The following is a 19,676-nucleotide window of genomic DNA, read 5'->3' as shown; positions in this document are numbered from 1 at the left end:
AGGCCATGCTATTCGAGCAATTCGTAAACATAGGCAGTCGTCGAACTGTTGCTGGGGCCAATTCGTCGGGTGAGGTTCACCCGGCACAGTTCAGCGATCTTTCTCCCGCTGAGTGCCTGGCAAACCGAGGGGAACGCGTTGCGCAGCCCGAGCGCATCGTGAATTTCCCGTGCTGAGATTTCAACAATGGACCGGCCGGCATCCCGGGCCGGATCGAAGAACCGGCTCTCGGCATAGTCGCGAATGCGGTCGGCGGTTTTCGTTCTCTGGTCGGGAGCAGCGGATCCGAAGGCGTGCGTGCTATCGGACGAATTGGCCTGCGGGAGTTCCGTCGATGCAGAGGGTATCACCGCAGGCACTGTTCCACGCTGATTCCAGGGCAATCGGAAGCTGCGAATGATCGCGGCTTCGAGACCTTCAGCGCCAGACACTGTCCACCCATTCCATTTGAGGTCGGGCGGGTTCGCCACATAGACGTCGACAATGTTGCCGTTTGCGAGCTCGTCTCGGAGAGCCGCATTCAAGCGAATATTGGTTCGCTGGCTGACGCCGGGGCGGCCGTACATATAAAGCCGCCGTGCAAGGCTTCTCGACGCAACGCCGACATACCGCGCGCTTCCGGCCTGCACGAAAATGTAGACGCCGGGATGCTTCGGCGCATTGCCCGCAAAAATCAGCATCCCTTGGGCGTTCAAGTCCCACCTACCGGCGTGGACGAAGCCGCCATCGGCGATCTGGGAAAGTAAGAGTTCGGGTAGCTCTTCGGTCATGCAGGTTTAGACTGCTTTGCCTTGGGCGTCTTCGCCTTGGAATTCGGGAGCACGCGAATCTGGAGGTGGCCGGCGTCGGTCCTGCGCGACTCAAACCCCCCGGCCTTTTCAACCAGATCGCTGAGTTTGCTCTGGCCATACGTTCTTGGGTCGAAGTCAGACGCGAGCGCAGCCAGGCGCTGGCCCACCCGGCCGAGGGGAACCCAACCTGCCTCATCGTCCAGCTGCGAGATCGCAGTCCGGATCAATGGTGCCGCAGCAGTCGGCGGCTTCTTGACATTCGCGGGGCGCGTATCAGGCCGTTCTGGCTCGTCCGGCGTTGGTGCCTCCGGCAACAGGTTTTCAGAATAGATGAACCTGTGGCAGGCTTGGCGGAAGCTTTCCGGGGTCTTCTGTTCCCCGAAGCCATAAACATCGACGCCCTGCTCGCGAATGCGCGATGCCAGTCCGGTGAAGTCGCTGTCGGAAGAAACAAGGCAAAAGCCATCGAACCTGCCGGTATGCAGCAGGTCCATCGCGTCAATGACCAAGGCTATGTCCGAGGCATTTTTGCCGCTGGTGTACGCAAAGTTCTGGTGCGCCTTGATGGCATGTGTCGCGAGGACGTCGGCCCAGGACTTCAGCCTGGTTCCGGAAAAATCGCCATAAATGCGCCGCACGCTAGCTTCGCCGATTTTCGCAATCTCTTCAAAGAGACGGGGCGCGATTCGCGAAGAGGCATTGTCCGCATCAATCAATACGGCAAGTCTGGGGGCACGTGGTTCAGTAGCCATTTACACACCATGCCTCATTTTGCATTAATCAGCAGATAAAACTGAACCTGAGCCGACCTGTGTCCTGAAGTCGCGAAGGCGTCTGCTCACGATCTCTTTGTCGTTGCAATGCCTGAGCAGGCGCTTGGCTCTGTCATGGGCAAATTCATCCACCTCGAGAACGATTAGCCTATAGCCATGCTTCGGCAGCAAATCGGCGCGACGCTCATCATATCGTCGGCGCTGCTCGCCCCGAGGCACGCCGGAAACCGTCGGCTTGTCGTCGAAAAATCCCACGCGTTCGCGGTGCTGGCGCTCATGATATTCCACGACGAGGCTGAGAGCCGGGTAAAAGCCGTCGACAGGCAGAGGCTTCCGGTAACCACGCCGATCAGGATCTCCGGTTAGAAACGGAAAGCAATGCTGGCGGACGGCCTTCAGTCCGAGAACCGCATCGCAGAGATCGAGCACATATTGCTCGTCGCGGATTGCTGTCCGGGAAACGTCTTGCGCCGCCTTGGACGTTGACCGGATGTCGGAGTCTCCTCCACCCAGCCGAGCCATGACCCTTTCCATGTCATGGTGCTGATCACTTCCTCTCACGACCTCCCAACGCCCGTTGTGCGGATGCCAGCCGAGGCCCGCAGCTCTAAGGGCTGCGCGAAAACGCTTGGGATCGATTCCGCTCGCGATGGCCATATCGACGGCGGTGATCAGCTGACCTGGAATCATCATGCCCGGTTCCCCTTCACGCAAATCCGCGGGCCATTGCTGCCTCGATGCCAGCCCAATCCTGCTCGTGTGATCCGGAATTGTTCGGCATGCCCACCTTGGTCAAACAGCCCTTGGGATAGGTATAGCTGTCGATCCGTCGCTCCGGCTCCTCGCACCAGGCGATGTTCACGGCCCAGAACTTCGGGAAGAAATAGAGGCTCGAATAGGGCAGGTGATCGTGGATCCACCAGGCAAGCTTGCGCCAATCCCCCTCTGCCTGGAATGCGTCCCAAAATGCTGGAACGACGACGCACGCCGTGGCACCCATCCGGCCTTTGGCATCGCGTCGATCCCAAATGTGCCCGGCAAAATTGGCTTCGTTAGAAGCACAATTATACCCGCTCTTCCCTGCGGCCTGCAACTCGTTGCCCAGCCCGTTCACTTCGCACGACCGAAACGCGGAACGAATGGCGATGCGGCCAAACCTATCCTGCAACGGCTCGAGCAGTTCCTCGCAAAGCCTGCTTCCCGCGGCGATCGCCAGATCAGGGTCGTCGGGCACGTTGCTCAGGCCATGTACCGCTGCAATGTCGGAGAATAGGAAATCGCGCATGAAGAATGACTTCGACAACCGAACGCGGCCGAAATCAGCGAGCGCAGAAACAGAATCGGGCTTTCTCATGTCCCTGCCCTAACGTCGTGCTGCGTCAAAAGCGGTCGCAGGCATGCGCTGGCCGCCTCCAGTCGCTCCCGCATAACCGCTTGGAGCGCGTCGGGGCCTTCGATCACTACCTCCCCGCCCCATGTAAAAAGATGCTCGGCAATTTCTCGGAGGCCGCCAGCCCTGAACCTTACGGTTAGGCCCTCAGCCGTTTCTTCCAGTTCCTGAGCGGGATGGAAGCGCCATTGCCGTGCGCGTTCGACGGAGGATGGGAGCACGCGCAACACGACTGCGTGATCTTCCTCCCGCCAGATGCCAAAGCTTTGTGACAGCCACTGGTCGAGGTCCCAGTCGTCTGGAGGCAGTCCCGACGTGTTGGCCGCACGCACGTTTTTCATCCGATCCAGACGGAAGGGCACAGGGTCGGCATCTCGATCGGGCATTTTGCCGACCAAGTACGTGATCGGACCATGCACTAGGCCAAAAGGTATCACGCGGCGCCATCGTGAGATATCAGCCCCGTCAGCGCGATAATCGAATTCCACACATTGCCCTGCCATGATGGCGCCCTGGATAGCGGCCAGATTTTCCGGGTCGGCGACGACGGCCGGGCCGGCGGGAACCCTGCTGCGCTGAAGGCGTACCAAGGCTTCCAAGTCCGGATCGACCCTTCGCTTCTCGCGATCATCCAATGCAGCTTTTGTCTTGTCGAGCAGGCTGGAGAGCAGTGCCGCCTGAGGTGCCATCTCGCGATTGCGAGCGTCGGCTTCAGCCTGGAGTGCCGCGATCTCGGCAGCCGTGGGACGCGTGTACACCCGCCTCAGCGCGTCTCGAATGCGAAAACGTTTGGTTCGTCCATCGCTGTCCTCGACGACATCGAAATGAAGCGCGATCACGTCGCGCAGGCGCTCGGCGGTTCGCCTAGTAACCCCGAGCCCGGCAGCCATCTCGTCCAGGGTCAGGCCTTCCCCGCTGTCGCACAGCATATGAACGAGCTTCAGCGTGCGATCGAGCTTGGCCATCCTCTGGGTCATGGCGTTTCCCCTTGCAGTTCGAAGGGTCCTACCGGCAGGAATAGCAGAGGGCTGCTTTCCTCGGATCGCGAGGCTTCCAGCCAGTCACGTCCGGAGATCTCCTGCCTTGCCAATTCTTCCAGCGTCTCCACGCTGGCGGCCGCTGCGAGTTCGCGTTCGCGCGCTGATTTGACGATGGTGCGAAAGTCTTCGGTTCGCTGATCCATTCGCTCTTGCCACTGCGGCGTTGCCGCCAGGTCATTGTCTGGCGAAGCTGCGAGGACCAACCGGCCAAGGCGCACGGGCTCGCCAAGCGCCAGAAGCGTGTGGGTACGAGCCGTAGCGGCCTGACGCGCCATGTCATCCTGGCCTGCGGCCAACCTCGCGGTAATGCGCAGTCCCGAAGCCAATGCATAGGCATCCACGAAGGGTTCGCCACAAAGACGATCACTGGCATCGTCAAGGTCACGGGCACGGCGTTCGAAGCTGTCTGCGAGAAAATGGGAGTCCCGGGCAATAGCCGTCCATTCGGTGTGGGTGGCGGATGGAAGCCATGCTTCCTCGACCTGGTCGGCCAGAGTGCGAAGCCGTGTAAAATCTTCCGCAATTCGCTCGGTTCGCAGACCATCAATCCCTCGTGCAATCGCTGCTAGTCCGGGAAGAATGGCATCGACCTTCTGCTCAACGCGCGCGATCCGACGGGCAAGCAGGGCGGTTCCCGCAATCGACACCCCAATCGATATGCCGCTCAATGCAAGGTTGGCGACCTGCAGCGACTGAACCACCGCGATCGCAGCCTTGATCTGTTCGTTCTGGACGACGCTCACGGCCTCGAGCGCCAACTGGGGCAACGCCAGGGGACCGGAACTCAGCAACGAAGAGAGCGCCGAGGTCTCTTGCAAATGCCCGACGATCCTTCCCGAGGTGACGGACTGGATGATGGAGCCGGAGACGCGGTATTCGCCCGAGGCAACGCCGGCCAGAAGGTGACCGGGGATCTCGCGCAGCAGCGTGTTGGCAAGCGAGCCGATCATAGGGACTTCGCTCGCTTGGCGGCTCGGTTAAATTCGGTCGCGAGTTGCTGCAGGATTGCAGGAGACTGTTCGCTTCCGTCGATCAGCGAGGCGACGATGAACCCTCGCACCCGCTTTCGCAGACGGACCAACGTGCGATCGCGTATCTTAGCTGTGTTGAAAACGCCGGTAGCAAGACCCAATCCGGCAAGGGCACCGCCACCCAGCACCACCGGCCAACTTATAGCTGTGGTGGTCACCAACCCGAGCCAGGCCGTCGTGGTCGTTACGGCTGCGAATGGAAGGGCAGCAACGGTAGCCACCCCCGCGGCCAACGGAACCGCGGCCACCGCGACATCCCTTGCCCCCTCGAAGGCACCTTCCGGTTCCTCCGCATGCTCTGGCCCCCGCACCCAAACGGCCTGCTCCTCAACCAGTTCAAGGAGAGCCGTGTTCGCTTCGTCAAGGATATGAATGGCGACGGGTTCCGCCACGGATCGCACCATTGGCGCGATACGCTCCTGGATGAAGGTGGCCTGGCTGAACAGCCCGTCTTTCAGGCCGACTTTGGCAATCTCATCCTCGGCAGAAACGATCAGATCGGCCGCAACCTGATTGAGCGTTCTCGCAGCGACGAGGGTGTAATCGGACGCCCATTCGTCGATCTTTTGCCCGGCAAAGATCCGGTTGAACAATCCCATGAATTTCCCCCGCCGCCCTCGGCCGAATCCGGGCTTCCGGTCGGACCTTGCAGACAGTCTCCACGACAGAACCGGTCGCAGCAAGCTTGAATCCGATCAAAATGCCGTTCGGGCATCTTGCATCCGATCATCAAAAGGCTTGTATGAGCGGTACTCGTAGGGGGCTGCCAATAGTCACAAGATTCACGATCCTGTGCGCCAAGTCGGCGTAGCAAGATCATTTAGTTTACTGACTGCTTGTCAGAAGGAAATCGATTGTGAATGCTGCTTGTCGCTCAACTATTGTGTGCCACGGAAGACATGCCATGCGCTGCGAGCGGCTGCATGCTGCACGCTATCGGCATCATGGCACCCAGATCATGTCCTTCGAGCAGGCAGCGGTGCGGTTGGCCGGAGGCTTCATCAAGCCAATTGACGACGAAACGCTTCGTTCGACGTTGCAGTCAGTGCTTCCCAATACGCCACTCGGTGAGTTGGAAAACATCAAGTCACTCCCCGGTATGGTCAACGCTGCGGCCGATACTCTTCACAAGGTCTGGCGGGCTGGGATCGACCTCTCCGCACGCGCAGGAGACCATCCCAGGCTAGAGGCGCTGACCCACCTCGAAGCTGCTGTTTTGGCAGAACTTCCCGCGGGAATGCTCAGGCCGATGGATATCGTCGCCTGCGCGCGGAGCCGGATTCATCATTCTCAGAAGGTGCTCGGCTCCCTGACCGTTGAGGGACTGACCGAGCTATCGCCGTGCTGGCGCCCATTGCTGATCGAGCTCGCGACCGAGATTCCGGTGACGTGGAGTGCCGGGCCGCGCCGGATTCCGGCCTGGTTGGTGGGATCCGCGATAAAGGTAGTCGAAGCTGCGGCCCAGCATCCCGAGGTCAGCGTCGCAAGCGCCGCCTCGGGTCTCCACGAGGCTATCGAGGCGTTGCGCTGGGTACGATCCCTTCTGGCATCCGGCGATGTCGCCCCGCACGAAATCGCAATCGCAGCTGCGTCGACTGCCGAATATGACGATCATTTCCTGGCGTTACGGTCCGATGCGAACATCGACCTGCACTTTGTCCATGGCGTTCGGACAGTCACGACCCGCGATGGTCAGGCCGCTGCGGCATTGGCCGACATTCTCGTTCGCGGCCTGTCGCAGACCCGTATCCGCCGCCTCGCCGCACTCTGCTCGGATGGCCCCGCGCTTTCAGTCCTGCCTGAAGGGTGGCTGCGCGTCTTGCCAACCGATGCACCGATGGCGACGTCAGCTGCGTGGAACCGGCTGTTGTCGGGTCTCGAAGCAGAAGATTGGCCGGATGGAAGCGACCATTCACCTGCTCTGAAGTTCGCGATCGAACTGCTCGCGAAAGGACCCGACGCTGCCGATGAAATCGGCCCGGCCTTTCTTTCAGGCCGCGCGCTCGCGATTTGGCGCAAGGCACTCATGGCCGGCCCGGCCGCATCGATCGACACTTCGCTGGAAAACCTGAAGCAGGATGACGGCCTCGACTCCTGCGTCTCGGTTGCGTGGATGCCAGCAAGTGCCCTTGCCGCCTCACCGCGCCGGTTTGTCCGGCTGATTGGGCTGAATTCCTCGCGTTGGCCGCGTGGCATTTCTGAAGACCGCTTGATCCCCGATCACATCATTCCAACCCATGTGCTCGATCCACTTCCGATCAATCAGGCGGATAGGCGCGATTTCGAGACTATTATGGCGACGACATCCGGCCAGCTCGTACTTTCCCGTGCCCGCCGCGACAGCGATGGCCGGCTCCTCGGACGTAGTCCGCTGCTCGCCGGACTTGGCACCGAGATGTATCTTCGTCGCAATGCGGTTCCGCTTCATGCTTTCAGCGAGACCGATCGGTTGATGGCCAGAACGGAAGAGTTTCGCGTTTATCCCCAAGCGGTCAGCGCCTTGGCCTGCTGGCGGGATTGGAAGCGGGAGGAGATTACCGCTCACGATGGCAAGGTGAGGCCAGACCATCCCCTGATCCAGGCCGTTCTCGATCGCACGCAATCAGCCAGTTCACTGCGACGCCTGCTCCGCAACCCCCTCGGCTTTATCTGGGTTTATGGCCTCCACTGGAGCGCCCCTGACGCCGGGACCGAACCGTTGGTGCTCGATCCGCTGGAAATGGGCGACCTTGTCCACATGGTGCTCGACATCGCCCTCCAGAGCATCGAGGCCGCCGGCGGGCTCGGCAGCGCAACGGCGCAAGTTGTCGACGAATTGGTCGAAAATGCCGCAGCCCGAGTGGCGGCCGATTGGGAAAGTGAACGTCCAGTGCCGCCGGCGATCATCTGGGCGCGCACGCTCTCAGACGCTCGAATGACGGCAAGCAATGCCCTGACCTATGGCAATCAGGAACTGGCGGGAGCGCAAAGCTTTGCCGAGGTGCCGTTCGGTGGATCTACGGCCAAATCGGACGGGGCCATTCCCTGGGATCCGAGCACCAGGGTCGAAATTCCCGGCGCAGGCTTTGCGATCAAGGGGTACATCGACCGCCTCGACATTCTTAACGATGGCAAGCGCGCAATTGTGCGAGACTATAAGACCGGCCGCGCACCACGGTCGGCCATTCGCCTCAACGGGGGCAAGGAGCTTCAACGCTGTCTCTATGGCTTCGCCGTGAAATCCTTGCTCGGCGAGGATGTGAGCATAACCGCGTCGCTGTTGTATCCTCGGGAGAACTTGGACCTCCAGCTCGACGATCCCGACGCCGTATTGTCCGAGGTCACCGGCTACCTCGTTGCCGCCCGGTCGAACCTACAATCCGGATTGGCGATCCCCGGCCCCGATACCGGCGATGATTACGACGATCTCGCCTTCGCCCTGCCCGCAAACGCCGGCCCAACCTACTGCAAACGCAAGCGTCCAATCGCGGCAGCAATGCTCGGCGATGCGGCTCAGGTGTGGGAGGCGGAGTGATGACGACCATGTCTGCGCAACTGAAGGACGACGGTGCCCGCTTCGATGCAATTGGTCGGCATACCCGCTCGATCCTTGTCGAGGCCGGCGCTGGCTCGGGAAAAACTGCGGTAATGGCGGGGCGTATCGCCGTAATGCTCGCGGAGGGAACCTCTCCGGGCGCCATCGCGGCGGTGACATTTACCGAACTGGCGGCAAGCGAATTGGTGTCGCGGGTCAGGGAGTTTGTCGCCGAGTTGAGCGAAGGCCGGATCGCGCCAGAGCTGAAAGTCGCGCTTCCTGATGGCCTCAGCGATGCCCAGCGCAGCAATCTCATCACCGCGAGCGCGGCGATCGATGAAGTCACCTGCTCGACGATTCACGGCTTCTGCCAGCGCCTCATCAAGCCCTACCCGGCTGAGGCAGACATCGATCCTGGCGCGACGGTCATGGATCGGAACTTGGCTGACCTTGCGTTTCTCGAAATCGTCGATGGCTGGCTGCGAGAGCGGCTATCCGGTGAACACGGCGGCATCATTGCCGAAATGGTGCTCTACAATCCGAAGAGCACGGTCGAGCTGCTTCACAAGATCGCGGCCAATTTGCGCAGCAGGCGAACTCTCAAGGCACCTTCGCCCTCCCCGTTTGCTCCACTCATATCCGAATTCCAACAGGCGGCCACGGCCTTGGGCGACTTCATCGAGAATGCTTCGGCCCACGAGCCCGAGACAGCCACCTATGCGGCAGGCTTCGTGCAGATGGCAGAAGCGGTAGCCGCGGTTGCCGAACCCCAATCACCCGCGGGCCTTGTTCAGTTGCTGGTTGCGCGCGCCCATCCGGACGTTTGCACCAAGACCGGTGGATTTGCCGCCTATCGCAAAAAGGGCAAGTGGGTCGAAGCGGCGAAGCAGGCCGGTTTGTCCAAAGCCGATGGTGAGCAGCTCAACATCGCCGCCGACGATCTCTACGGGAAATGCTGCGCGACGTGGGCTGCGATGCAGCAGGCGATTGCCGGCCACGTTCTGGCTGCGCTTGTCTCAGAAGCCGCTCCAATCCTCGAGCGTTACCGCGAATACAAGCGTTCCAGCGCGCAGCTCGACTTCGACGATCTGATCTATGCCGCGCGCGACCTGTTGCGCAGTCATGAGGCCGTACGCCAGGCCCTGGGCAAGCGTTTTGCCCACGTCCTCGTCGATGAGTTCCAGGACACTGATCCACTCCAGACCGAGATCTTCTGGCGGCTGTGCGGTGATCCGCAGAATGAAGGCGACGATTGGGCGGACTTCCGAATCCGTCCTGGCGCGCTGTTTCTCGTGGGCGATCCGAAGCAGGCGATCTACCGTTTTCGCGGTGCCGACGTCGGCGCCTATGTACAGGCTCGCAGCGCGTTCATCGCGCATAGTCAGGAAAGCTTGCTCTCCATCTCGACCAACTTCCGGTCGTGCGCCTCCATTTTGACCTTCGTCAACGCGCGCTTCGAAGCCGTACTCTCTGCCGATGGTCAGCCAGGCTTCACGGCCCTCGATGCCTTCCACTCCGATCCCGCCGAAGGCGTATGCGTAGCCGCCCTCGACGTCGCGGTTGCCGGCGAGGATGGCAAAGCGAATGTGGAGCAGCAACGAGACGGTGAAGCCGAAGCTGTTGCCGACCTTTGCGCTCGGCTGATCGGCGGGCACGAAATTGCCGATCGCCGGACCGGCACTCCGCGCCTCTGCCAACCGGGCGACATCGCCTTGCTCGCGCCGACAGGCGCCGAACTATGGCGATACGAAGAAGCTTTGGAACGCCGCGGCATCCCGGTTGCGACCCAAGCCGGCAAAGGGCTCTTCCGCCGTCAGGAAATCCAGGATTTGATCGCGGTCACCCGTGTCCTTGCTGATCGTCGCGACACCTTGGCACTGGGCGCCCTGCTTCGGGGGCCATTGGTCGGCCTTGCGGATGAAGAATTGCTCGATATTGTCTGGGCGCTCCCGCGCAGTGAGAGCGAACCCGACCGTATCCCGCGTCTGACCCTGTCAGTCGATGCGGACACCGTCACGCACGATCTGGCGCGCGCGGTCCTGGTGAAACTCCAGGCTCTTGCGCGGCGAGCGAACAGCACCACGCCTCATGAACTCCTGTCGCAGGCGATTGATGTCCTGCGCATCAGGCCCATTCTCGTCGAGCGCCATCGCGGTCAGGCGGAACGCGCGCTCGCCAACGTCGACCTCTACCTCAATCTCGCGACCGCATATGCGGTGCGCGGTCTGCGGTCATTTTCTGAGGCGATGACGACGGCGTGGGAGGATGAGGCCCGAGCGGTCGAAGGTCGTCCCGACGCGCAAGAGGAAGCCATCTCGCTGTTCACGATGCACGCGGCGAAGGGCCTGGAATGGCCTGTCGTCATTCCCATCAACACCATGACGGGGGTCATGGGTCCCGACAGCGCGGTAACAGATCGCCAGTCGGACACATTCTATTGCCCGATCTTCGGCGTACCCCCCGAGGGCCACGAAGCGGCGATCGAGGCTGAGAAGCTCGAGCTGGATCGGGAACGCATACGTCTGTGGTACGTGGCGGCAACGCGAGCGAGGCAATTGCTGATTCTTCCTCGCCTCGATGTCTCACCATCGAAGTCGGCATGGATAAGCCTGCTCGACCTTTCGCTTGCCGAGCTTCCAGCCATCGATCCCGGCGAACTGCCAGAGCGCTCACCATCGCCAGCAGCAGAAGTGGGCAATGCGCAGACGCGAGAGATATTTGCGGCGGAAGCTGAAAAAATCCTGCAACGACAGGTCCATCTGACCTGGCTCGCCCCGAGCCGCAGCGAAGATACCTCCGGCCCCGTCGTCGTCTCGGAGGAACCAGACCTCTGGACAGACTCCGATGACAGACAACCTCAGGAGCTCCCGCTGCAGCTCGCCATTCAAGGCAGCCGCGAGCGGGGCCTGATCCTCCACAAGCTGATGGAGGAGGTTCTGACGGGCGAAACCTTCGACGACCTTGGTTCGCTGACCGAGCGAGCGAAGGAATTGATCGTTCAATTCGGCCGGACTGCGGTCAGCGATGCCGCGAGGGGACTGTCCGCCGAGGAGTTGGCCAGTTGCGTCGAAAAGACACTCAAGCTTGATCCGATTGCAGCAGTACGCCGCGAGCTGATAGCCGAGTTCCCGGTGTTTGCGAGCCACACCGCGGATGGGCATGAATATGCGACCTCCGGAATTGCTGACGCCCTCACCCTGACCCCTGAAGGCAGGCCGGGAACGATCGTGGATTGGAAGAGCGATGTAGCGCCCGATGCCGTGTCGCTCGAGCACTACAGAGGTCAGGTGCAAGCCTATCTAGACATGACTGGCGCCGAACGCGGAATGATTGTCCTGATGACGAGGGGTGAGATTATCGAGGTCTCGCCATCCAGCGTCGGCTCGACGCCGTGATCGAACCGAGGACCTGACCTCGCTGCCCTGCCCTTCCAAGTACCTCACGAAGAAGCATTCATGTCCTATCTCGCCTGGATTGATTTTGACCCCGAAGAGCGTCGCCGCGCTCAAACACTGATCGACCTGTTCAAACAGCCCGAGGCGCGCGACGAGCTCGGCCTCGGCACCGTGCGTGACGGGCTGGCCGATCTTCTCTTTCCCGGAACCAGCACGATCCAGACGCGGCTGCGCTACATGCTTTTTATTCCGTGGATCTATCTGGAAGCGCAGGGTCGCAAGGCCACGCAGGCGGAACGCACGGTTATTGCTCGCGATCTGGAATTCCAGTTGAGCGAAGCCCTGCTGCGCGGTGGAGAGACGATCGGAGTGATCGGACGAGACGCGGGGCGGAACCTGAAGCGCCTCGCATCAAGCGTTTATTGGGCGGGTCTGAACACGCTAGGCATCCGGGCGCTACCGGGCAGCCATTCGACCTTCCTGTCCTATGGTCCCGAAAGCCTGAAGGACCACGATCTGAAACTTTGGTCGTCCAACCTTCCGAAGCCACCCGCAGATCTCCTGGACCAAGCGTCTTTCGCCCTGGCCGATGGTGAGGCTGATTTCCTGCGAGACCGCATCGAAAGCCATGCGGGCTCAAGCTTGCTGAACGAGTTGGCTCGCAAGGGCAAATCCTTCGCGGATGACTGGCCGTGGCAGATCGCCGAAGACACCATTTCAGACGCCAATCGCGCGGTCCTTCGGCATGCCGAACGATTTTCCGGCGTTATGTACGGAGCCAGCCTTCTCTATAACCTCCTGCTGGCCCTTCGTGCTGCAGACCTGCCAAACGCCAAGAAACATGCCGATGCGGACACACTGGCGGCGGACTATCGCTCGCGCATCGAAGTTTGGAGGTCGGAGCTCGATCACCTGGCGTTGAACGACTGGGATCTCGACGACCTCTTCGGCCTGATTGGCAGTACCAGCCACAACCTCACCAAGTCATCGCGGGACTTCATCCGGGGATGGATAACAATCGCCCGGGACGGCACTGGTCCCGTTGAGGCTGATCACCAGGCGATAGAACTGCTCAAGCAGCGGGAGCACGGGCTGAAAAGGATGAAGGCAAGGCTCCTTCACGATGCGCCGCTTGAACGCTGGTCAGGGGCCTCGGGGGACGCGCGACTCGATTTCAGGTGGGGCATCGCCAGCCGCTATCTCGGAGAGCTAGCCGATGCCGGTTGATCCCGCCTTCGACCCTGAAAATCGCGAACTCTACACCTCGCTCATGCGCTCGCCCGACGGCTATAGGTTCGACCACGCCATAGCCACCACCTATTCGCTCGATTTCGAGACCGCCCTCGCGATCCCGATCGCCATTGTATTTCGCGACGCGGAGAATCGCGACGAGATGCTGCGCAGCCCCTTGGCTCTGCTGCAAAGCGTCGAACGGATGGCGGGCCGGATGGCCATTTACTGCGATCGTGGCCGCATCAAGGAGGCGCGCCCGAATGCAGCGCGTCTGATGGCTCTCTATGAGAAAACCATCACCGAAGTTGCGGCGCCGGGAGGCGGAGCGTTTCATCCTAAATTGTGGTGCATTCGCTTCCAACCGGAACGCAAGGGCATGCCCATCCGCATGCGTTTGGCGATTCTTTCGCGTAACCTGACCAATGATCGATGCTGGGATTTGGCGCTTTGCCTCGATGGCACGGTCGCCGACGATGTTTGCGAAGGCAATGAGCCCGTCGTCGGGCTCTTACGCGCCCTTCCGGGACTGGCGAATGCGGCCAATCGGCCGACGGCGCCAAAGTTCCTCCCTTCGCTGCTGCGCGATCTCGCCTGCTGCTGGTGGGACGATCTTCCCGCCGGGGCAACCAAGATCCGCTTCGCCGTCAATGGCCTGGAAGCGGGAGCGTGGGCGCCGCAAAAGGGGGAGCGTCTTGCTATCCTGTCTCCCTTTGTAAGCGGGGACGCGCTCAAGCAACTGGCTGCGGGATACGATGATCCCGCATCTTGCAAACTCGTCGCGCGGGCCGAGGAACTCGACTGCATCAAACCGGCCATTCGCAGTCTGTTTGAGATCCAAACCCTCGATGACCGCGCCACCGAATACGAGGAGGAAGACCGCGAGGAGGCCTGTTCAGCCGATCTCGAGGGTCTTCACGCCAAGGCTTATGTGGTCGAGCGCGGCTCACGCCTACACGTTCATCTTGGGTCCGCCAATGCGACGACGGCTGCGCTGGTGCCGACCCACGGAGGCCGGACGCAGAACGTAGAGATCATGGCCACGCTCGATGGCCCGAAATCCCGGATGGGAACGATTGAGGATGCGGTATTATCGGAAGGATTTCGCCGCCTCCTGGCTCCTTATACGCCATCCGAGCCGCCCGAGCAGGACGCTGCGGCGGCAGCCGAAAAGGCGCTGGAGAAACTGCGCATCAAAATCGCGGCGATCGCGCTCGACCTTCATTGCACCCAATTGACGGATACCATTGCGCTCGAAGTCGAGATCGCCGGCAAAGCCCCATCCCTCGAGCTACCGGACGGCGTAAGCTGTTTCATGCGCGCAATCACCGTTGCGAACGAACGGGGATACGATGCTGCGGCGTTGCTCTCGAAAGCACAGTCTCGAATGACGCTTGGTTCGGTGCCATTGAGCGAGGTCACCCGCTGGTTGGGAATCCGCCTTCGCGACGATCAGACTGGCGTGGAAGTCGCCTTCACCCTTGGTGCGCGGCTTGTCGGGGTCCCTGATGGGCGCGACGCCGCCGTGCTGCGGGCGCACATTGCGAACGTCGAGAATTTCTTTCGATATTTGAGCTTGCTCCTCGGAAGTCTGGGCGAAGGGAGTTTCCTCGAGAGCGAGTCCGCCGGCGAAGGGCAATGGCTGCGCCGGCTCGGTCAGGGCGGAACATCGCTTCTCGAACCGATGGTTCGCGCTCTAAGCCTCGATAGCGGCGAGCTCGCCGAGATCGATCAGCTCATCAAGCGCCTCGAAGATCCGGATGGCGGCGCGAACATAGTGCCGCCAGAGTTTCTCGCGCTTTGGGCAAGTTTTGCGCCGCTCCTGGCCACCAAGGGAGCGCGGCAGTGACCTATCGGGCGAACGACCATCTGGAAATCCTGAAGCCCTTCCAGCGCGCCACGGTCGATTATGTATTCCAGCGCCTGTTCACGGATGCGTCGCCCACGCGTCAGTTCCTCGTTGCCGACGAAGTCGGCTTAGGAAAGACCATGGTTGCGCGCGGCGTTATCGCCAAGACGATCGAACAACTGACAGGAAAGGTTGACCGCATAGACGTGGTTTACATCTGCTCGAACCAGGCGATAGCCGAGCAGAATATCAAGTCACTCAATGTTATCGGATCGGCGACCAAACCGCTGAACACCCGCCTCACGCTCCTGCCGCTTGAGATCGAGCAGGAAGGAGGGATCGCATCCAGGCCCATAAATCTCATCAGCCTGACACCGGGAACGACGCTCGATCTCAAATCGTCGTTGGGCACGGCAAAAGAGCGCGCTCTCATTTATGAGATGCTGAGAAAAAGGCTCGGCATCCGACATGGTGGCGTGCAGCGCATTTTTCGCGGTGGAGTTACGCCTGAGAACTGGCCCGGCTGGACAGATTGGATGCGCAGCCAGTCGATTTCGAAGGAGATATCCGAGAAATTCAACGACGCTATCGGGGATGACTTCATCCAGCGCATTCGCGCGGCATCGGAGCTGGCACGGAACAAGAAAAGTCCTGACTACCCACCCGACCAGCGCCCGGCCTCGATAATCGGGGAACTTCGCCGCATCCTGGCACGGATATGCGTCGACGCACTTACCCCGGATCTCATCATCCTGGACGAGTTCCAGCGGTTTGCCGAATTGCTGCATGAGCACGATGAGAGTCTTGCGCCCGAAAAGGCAGCGGCCGCGGAGCTTGCCCGGGCGCTGTTTTCCTACTCCGGCCCGGACGGTTCGTCGGCACGCCTGCTGTTGCTGTCCGCTACGCCGTACCGGATGCTCACCTTGAGCAGCGACGATCCGGAAGAAGGCGATCACTACAGCGATTTTCTGCGAACCATGCGCTTCCTCTTCGGCGACGTGGACGGCGAGGCGCGTGTCAGGGAACTCGAGAATGAGCTCTCGCAATTCCGGCGTGCGTTGCAGGCAATGCCTGCGTCAAAATCAGCCGCGCGTATCCAGCGGGACCGCGTGCATCACATCCTCAGCCAGGTCATTGCCCGGACGGAGCGCGTAGACTCCACTGCGGACCGCAATTCGCTTGTGAGGGAGTTGAAGCCCCCGCTGACGATTGAAACGGACGATCTGAGGGAGGCGAAAGCGGTCTCGCAGGTGGCCGAACTCGTCAGTGCGCCCGGCATCGTCGAATATTGGAAGTCGTCGCCGTACCTTCTCAATTTCATGCGTGGCTACAAGCTGCGAGAGCGCCTGCAGGCAGTCAAATTGCGGCCGGCCAAGGAGCTGCGCACCGCCATTAGAGCCGCCGCGCCGTACTTCATCGACAAGGCACAGGTCGAAGACTTCGCAGAGATTCCACTTCGCAACGGACGAATGCGCGCGCTCGCCGACACTGCATTCCAACACGGCCTCGATCGAGCGCTGTGGATTCCGCCTTCTCGTCCTTCATTCGGAGAGCCTGTCCCGGCGACCAAGACGCTCGTCTTCTCGGACTGGTCGATGGTCCCAGACGCGATTGCAGCGCTTCTCTCGCATGAGGCAAGCCGGCGCATGATGTCAATCGGCGTCCAAACGGGACCCCCGATCGGCGCGCAAAAGGGACCCCCTCTCAAGGATGGGGCGACGGTCGAGGAACGCTCCTTGCGCTGCGCGCGGCGTAGGGAGGGCGGAGCCCGACCGGAGACGCGCGCAGCGCAAAGCATCTTAATCCCGGCATGCGGTGGGATCAGTTGCGGTTCTTGAAGCGCCAGCTGTCGTTGCCGGTCTCGATGATGTCGCAATGATGAGTGACGCGATCGAGGAGCGCGGTGGTCATCTTGGGATCGCCGAACACGGTGGGCCATTCCCCGAACGCCAGATTGGTGGTGATGACGACGCTGGTTTGCTCATAAAGTTTGCTGACCAGATGGAATAGCAACTGCCCGCCTGAGCGGGCGAACGGCAGATAGCCAAGCTCGTCCAGAACGACGAGATCGAGCCGGGAGAGCTGGGCGGCAAGCGCGCCACTCTTGCCGATCCGGGCCTCTTCTTCGAGGCGGGTCACCAGATCCACGGTGTTGAAGTAACGCCCCCGCGCCCCGGCGCGGACGACATTGGCGGTGATGGCGATGGCCAGATGGGTTTTGCCGGTGCCTGTGCCGCCGACCAGGACGACATTGCGCCGTGCAGGCAGGAACGCGCCGCTGTGTAGCGAACGGACCAGCGCCTCGTTGATCGGCGTCCCCTCGAAGTGGAAGGCATCGATGTCCTTCACCACCGGCAGCTTGGCGGCTGCCATCCGGTATCGGATCGAGGCTGCGTGGCGATGGGTTGCCTCCGCGCGCAGCAGATCGGTCAGTATCTCCATCGTCGTGCGCTGCCGCTGAAGGCCGGTGGTGACGGCCTCATCGAACGCGCCGGCCATCCCCTTGAGACCGAGCCCGCGCATCGCGTCGATCATGTCATGCCGCTGCATGGAAGTTCCTCAGTTGGTCGTAACGGGCACAGTCTGCGATCGGCGGATGCCGCAGGGCGTTGTCCTCCGAAGTGACGATCGTCAGCGGTCGCGGCGGTTCGCGGCGCCGCGCCAGGATATTGAGGATCAGATCATCGCTCGCCGTGCCGGTCGCCAGCGCCTCCCGCACGGCGGCCTCGACGAGTTCCAGACCGTCGGTCAGCACGGCCGCCAGCACGCGCACGAACCGCCGATCGGCATCATCGCCATTGCCCAGCTTGCGGCGCAACCGAGCCAGTGCTGGCGGCAGCTCCCAGTCCTGGAAAGGGGCGCCGTTGCGCAAAGCGCCGGGCTTGCGGGCCAGCACCGGCAGATAGTGCCAGGGATCATAGATCGTGCGGTTACGCCCGAAGAAGCGGGGATGTTCGGCAACGACCTCATCATCGCATCGGACGACAATGCGGTCGGCATAGGCCCGGACCTGCACCGTGCGTCGTGCCACCGTCGAGAGAACCGAGTATCGGTTGCGATCGAAGCTGATCAGGCAGGTGCCCGACACGCCATGCTCGCTCTCGTTGAAGCCGTCGAACGGCCCCAGCATCGGTTGCAATGCGGGGCGTTCCATCTCCAGCATCTGCGCCACGGTCTGTTCGCCCTGTTCAGGATGCGCCTGCCGTTCGGCCCAGCGCCGGCACTCGGCTTCCAGCCAGCCATTGAGCTCCTCAAGGCTGGCGAACCGCAAACGGGGCTGGAAGAAGCGCCCTCGGATCGTCTGCACCTGGTTCTCGACCTGGCCCTTCTCCCAGCCCGCCGCCGGCGAGCAGGCCGTGGGCTCGACCATATAATGGTCGGCCATGATCAGGAACCGCCGGTTGAACACCCGCTCCTTGCCGGTGAACACGCTCGTCACCGCCGTCTTCATATTATCGTAGATGCCGCGCTTGGGCACGCCACCGAAAAAGGCAAAGCCGCGCGCATGCGCGTCAAACAGCATCTCCTGGCTCTCGCGGGGATAGGCCCGGACATACACCGCCCGCGATGCGCACAGCCGCATATGCGCGACCTTCACCCGCATCGGCTTGCCGTCGATCTCGACATCCTCGTGGCTCCAGTCGAACTGGTAGGCCTCGCCGGGCTGGAACAGCATCGGAATAAAGGCCGTCGTCCCATCGCCGACATTCCTGCGCCGCTCGACCTTCCACCGTGCCGCATAGCGACGCACGGCATCGTAGGAGCCTTCGAAACCCTCACGCACCAAAAGGTCGTGGATACGGGTCATCCGAAGCCGGTCACGTCGGCCCAGCAACTCATTCTCTTCCAGCAGCACATCAAGACGATCCTGAAACGGACCGATCCGCGGTAGCGGCTGAACCTTGCGTCGATAATCAAATGCGCCTTCCGGCGCCCGGATCGCCTTGCGGATCACCTTCCGCGACACATGCAGATCACGCGCGATCGCCTTGATCGCCTTCCCGCCGGCGAACTCTCGCCGGATCCGAACCACTGTCTCCAAAACCAACATCCCGATCTCGCCGCCTGAACATCCAGACGACTGTTTAGGCTATCGAAATGAGGGGTCCCTTTTAGACGCCGATCACCCCGCTAACGGGGTCCTTTTTGCACGCCGATCCACAGCCATGACTTTTCGTACTATCGGGATGCGACGTGCCCCCTGACCTCACCTGCCTTCAAAGGCGACATCATATCTCGACTACGAAAGCTCGTCCCGAAGCCGACGAATGACCTCCTGAAAACGCACCGCCAGCACCAGTCTCCACAGTGCCAAGCGGTATAGGCTCGTCCAGACGGTGCCCCCGCAACATCCAGTCTTGGGGCGTGATTAGGCGCCCCCAATCCGCAAAGGAAGGAATCGCACCCAAGTCCTCGCGGACGTGCTGCTCGCCTACAAGGCGAACAGGCACGACACGGTTGTCGGCGTTGACGATGGTAGGCCCGAACAGCGTTTCGAGCATGAAAATGCCTTCGGCATGGTGCCGAAGGGCCCGGTGCCGCGGATCAGCAAAGATCGCCTTCGACTGGTCAAACCATTGGTGGAGCGGCAGGTAGTCTTCCTCCACCCCTCCCCATTTCCGGACCGACGATAGGGCGTGATAGTAGCAATGAGCCATCGCAC

General features: G+C 61.4%; 15 protein-coding genes. 5 read left to right on the top strand and 10 right to left on the bottom strand.

The window, feature by feature from the left end; all coding sequences use genetic code 11:
• Positions 1-8 precede the first annotated feature (8 nt).
• From G432_RS12635 to G432_RS12605, 7 genes are read right to left on the bottom strand one after another with little or no spacing between them, the layout of a single operon-like run.
• Entirely contained in the window at positions 9-770 is a 762-nt protein-coding gene (locus tag G432_RS12635) for a GIY-YIG nuclease family protein (RefSeq protein ID WP_015459210.1), read from the bottom strand.
• On the bottom strand, positions 767-1,543 hold the full coding sequence (locus G432_RS12630) for an NYN domain-containing protein (protein WP_015459209.1): 777 nt from the start codon (positions 1,541-1,543) through the stop codon (positions 767-769). The genes G432_RS12635 and G432_RS12630 overlap by 4 nt, the downstream gene beginning before the upstream one ends.
• A gap of 24 nt (positions 1,544-1,567) precedes the next feature.
• Positions 1,568-2,257: a hypothetical protein gene (locus G432_RS23950; protein WP_202192010.1), complete on the bottom strand. Its 690-nt coding sequence runs from the start codon at positions 2,255-2,257 to the stop codon at positions 1,568-1,570.
• Positions 2,258-2,270: 13 nt separating this feature from the next.
• A complete protein-coding gene (locus G432_RS12620) occupies positions 2,271-2,918 on the bottom strand; it encodes a hypothetical protein (protein ID WP_015459207.1) in 648 nt (215 codons plus the stop codon).
• Positions 2,915-3,931 carry a helix-turn-helix transcriptional regulator gene (locus G432_RS12615; protein ID WP_015459206.1) on the bottom strand — a complete coding sequence of 339 codons (1,017 nt, stop codon included), beginning with the start codon at positions 3,929-3,931 and terminating at the stop codon, positions 2,915-2,917. Before G432_RS12615 ends, G432_RS12620 begins: the two co-directional genes overlap by 4 nt.
• Positions 3,928-4,944 (bottom strand): hypothetical protein, encoded by a 1,017-nt coding sequence (locus tag G432_RS12610; RefSeq protein WP_015459205.1) that lies wholly within the window; start codon positions 4,942-4,944, stop codon positions 3,928-3,930. The genes G432_RS12615 and G432_RS12610 overlap by 4 nt, the downstream gene beginning before the upstream one ends.
• On the bottom strand, positions 4,941-5,624 hold the full coding sequence (locus tag G432_RS12605) for a hypothetical protein (protein ID WP_015459204.1): 684 nt from the start codon (positions 5,622-5,624) through the stop codon (positions 4,941-4,943). The genes G432_RS12610 and G432_RS12605 overlap by 4 nt, the downstream gene beginning before the upstream one ends.
• A 359-nt stretch (positions 5,625-5,983) precedes the next feature.
• On the opposite strand from G432_RS12605, the gene G432_RS12600 reads away from it, so the two are divergent.
• Genes G432_RS12600 through G432_RS12580 form a run of 5 tightly spaced genes read left to right on the top strand, consistent with a single transcriptional unit; the run spans position 5,984 to position 16,851 of the window.
• Positions 5,984-8,539 (top strand): PD-(D/E)XK nuclease family protein, encoded by a 2,556-nt coding sequence (locus tag G432_RS12600; protein WP_236626773.1) that lies wholly within the window; start codon positions 5,984-5,986, stop codon positions 8,537-8,539.
• The gene (locus G432_RS12595; RefSeq protein ID WP_015459202.1) at positions 8,539-11,934 is read left to right on the top strand and encodes a UvrD-helicase domain-containing protein; all 3,396 of its coding nucleotides are present in this window, start codon (positions 8,539-8,541) and stop codon (positions 11,932-11,934) included. Before G432_RS12600 ends, G432_RS12595 begins: the two co-directional genes overlap by 1 nt.
• Before the next feature lie 60 nt (positions 11,935-11,994).
• The gene (locus tag G432_RS12590; protein WP_015459201.1) at positions 11,995-13,161 is read left to right on the top strand and encodes a DUF6361 family protein; all 1,167 of its coding nucleotides are present in this window, start codon (positions 11,995-11,997) and stop codon (positions 13,159-13,161) included.
• Complete coding sequence (locus tag G432_RS12585; protein WP_015459200.1) at positions 13,151-15,013, top strand: phospholipase D family protein; 1,863 nt, start codon at positions 13,151-13,153, stop codon at positions 15,011-15,013. Before G432_RS12590 ends, G432_RS12585 begins: the two co-directional genes overlap by 11 nt.
• Entirely contained in the window at positions 15,010-16,851 is a 1,842-nt protein-coding gene (locus tag G432_RS12580; RefSeq protein ID WP_015459199.1) for a DEAD/DEAH box helicase family protein, read from the top strand. Before G432_RS12585 ends, G432_RS12580 begins: the two co-directional genes overlap by 4 nt.
• Here G432_RS12580 and istB read toward each other — a convergent pair.
• From istB to G432_RS12565, 3 genes are all read right to left on the bottom strand, one after another.
• Positions 16,835-17,563, bottom strand: coding sequence for an IS21-like element helper ATPase IstB (gene istB, locus G432_RS12575; protein WP_015459191.1), 729 nt, complete (start codon positions 17,561-17,563; stop codon positions 16,835-16,837). The two genes, G432_RS12580 and istB, sit on opposite strands and share 17 nt — an antisense overlap.
• Complete coding sequence (gene istA / locus G432_RS12570; protein WP_015460387.1) at positions 17,550-19,064, bottom strand: IS21 family transposase; 1,515 nt, start codon at positions 19,062-19,064, stop codon at positions 17,550-17,552. Before istA ends, istB begins: the two co-directional genes overlap by 14 nt.
• A gap of 178 nt (positions 19,065-19,242) precedes the next feature.
• Positions 19,243-19,671, bottom strand: coding sequence for a DUF6915 family protein (locus G432_RS12565; protein ID WP_015459198.1), 429 nt, complete (start codon positions 19,669-19,671; stop codon positions 19,243-19,245).
• Positions 19,672-19,676: the final 5 nt, after the last annotated feature.

The organism is Sphingomonas sp. MM-1, from assembly GCF_000347675.2.
GTDB lineage: Bacteria > Pseudomonadota > Alphaproteobacteria > Sphingomonadales > Sphingomonadaceae > Sphingomonas_E > Sphingomonas_E fennica.
This window is presented reverse-complemented; position numbering and strand designations above follow the sequence as displayed.

What these genes read in the sequence shown, in the direction of transcription:
- G432_RS12620 (WP_015459207.1), bottom strand. Translation starts at nt 2,918, where the DNA reads ATGAGAAAGCCCGATTCTGTTTCTGCGCTCGCTGATTTCGGCCGCGTT.
- G432_RS12590 (WP_015459201.1), top strand. Translation starts at nt 11,995, where the DNA reads ATGTCCTATCTCGCCTGGATTGATTTTGACCCCGAAGAGCGTCGCCGC.
- G432_RS12610 (WP_015459205.1), bottom strand. Translation starts at nt 4,944, where the DNA reads ATGATCGGCTCGCTTGCCAACACGCTGCTGCGCGAGATCCCCGGTCAC.
- G432_RS12615 (WP_015459206.1), bottom strand. Translation starts at nt 3,931, where the DNA reads ATGACCCAGAGGATGGCCAAGCTCGATCGCACGCTGAAGCTCGTTCAT.
- istA (WP_015460387.1), bottom strand. Translation starts at nt 19,064, where the DNA reads ATGTTGGTTTTGGAGACAGTGGTTCGGATCCGGCGAGAGTTCGCCGGC.
- G432_RS12630 (WP_015459209.1), bottom strand. Translation starts at nt 1,543, where the DNA reads ATGGCTACTGAACCACGTGCCCCCAGACTTGCCGTATTGATTGATGCG.
- G432_RS12565 (WP_015459198.1), bottom strand. Translation starts at nt 19,671, where the DNA reads ATGGCTCATTGCTACTATCACGCCCTATCGTCGGTCCGGAAATGGGGA.
- G432_RS23950 (WP_202192010.1), bottom strand. Translation starts at nt 2,257, where the DNA reads ATGATGATTCCAGGTCAGCTGATCACCGCCGTCGATATGGCCATCGCG.
- G432_RS12600 (WP_236626773.1), top strand. Translation starts at nt 5,984, where the DNA reads ATGTCCTTCGAGCAGGCAGCGGTGCGGTTGGCCGGAGGCTTCATCAAG.
- G432_RS12585 (WP_015459200.1), top strand. Translation starts at nt 13,151, where the DNA reads ATGCCGGTTGATCCCGCCTTCGACCCTGAAAATCGCGAACTCTACACC.
- G432_RS12635 (WP_015459210.1), bottom strand. Translation starts at nt 770, where the DNA reads ATGACCGAAGAGCTACCCGAACTCTTACTTTCCCAGATCGCCGATGGC.
- G432_RS12605 (WP_015459204.1), bottom strand. Translation starts at nt 5,624, where the DNA reads ATGGGATTGTTCAACCGGATCTTTGCCGGGCAAAAGATCGACGAATGG.
- istB (WP_015459191.1), bottom strand. Translation starts at nt 17,563, where the DNA reads ATGCAGCGGCATGACATGATCGACGCGATGCGCGGGCTCGGTCTCAAG.
- G432_RS12595 (WP_015459202.1), top strand. Translation starts at nt 8,539, where the DNA reads ATGACGACCATGTCTGCGCAACTGAAGGACGACGGTGCCCGCTTCGAT.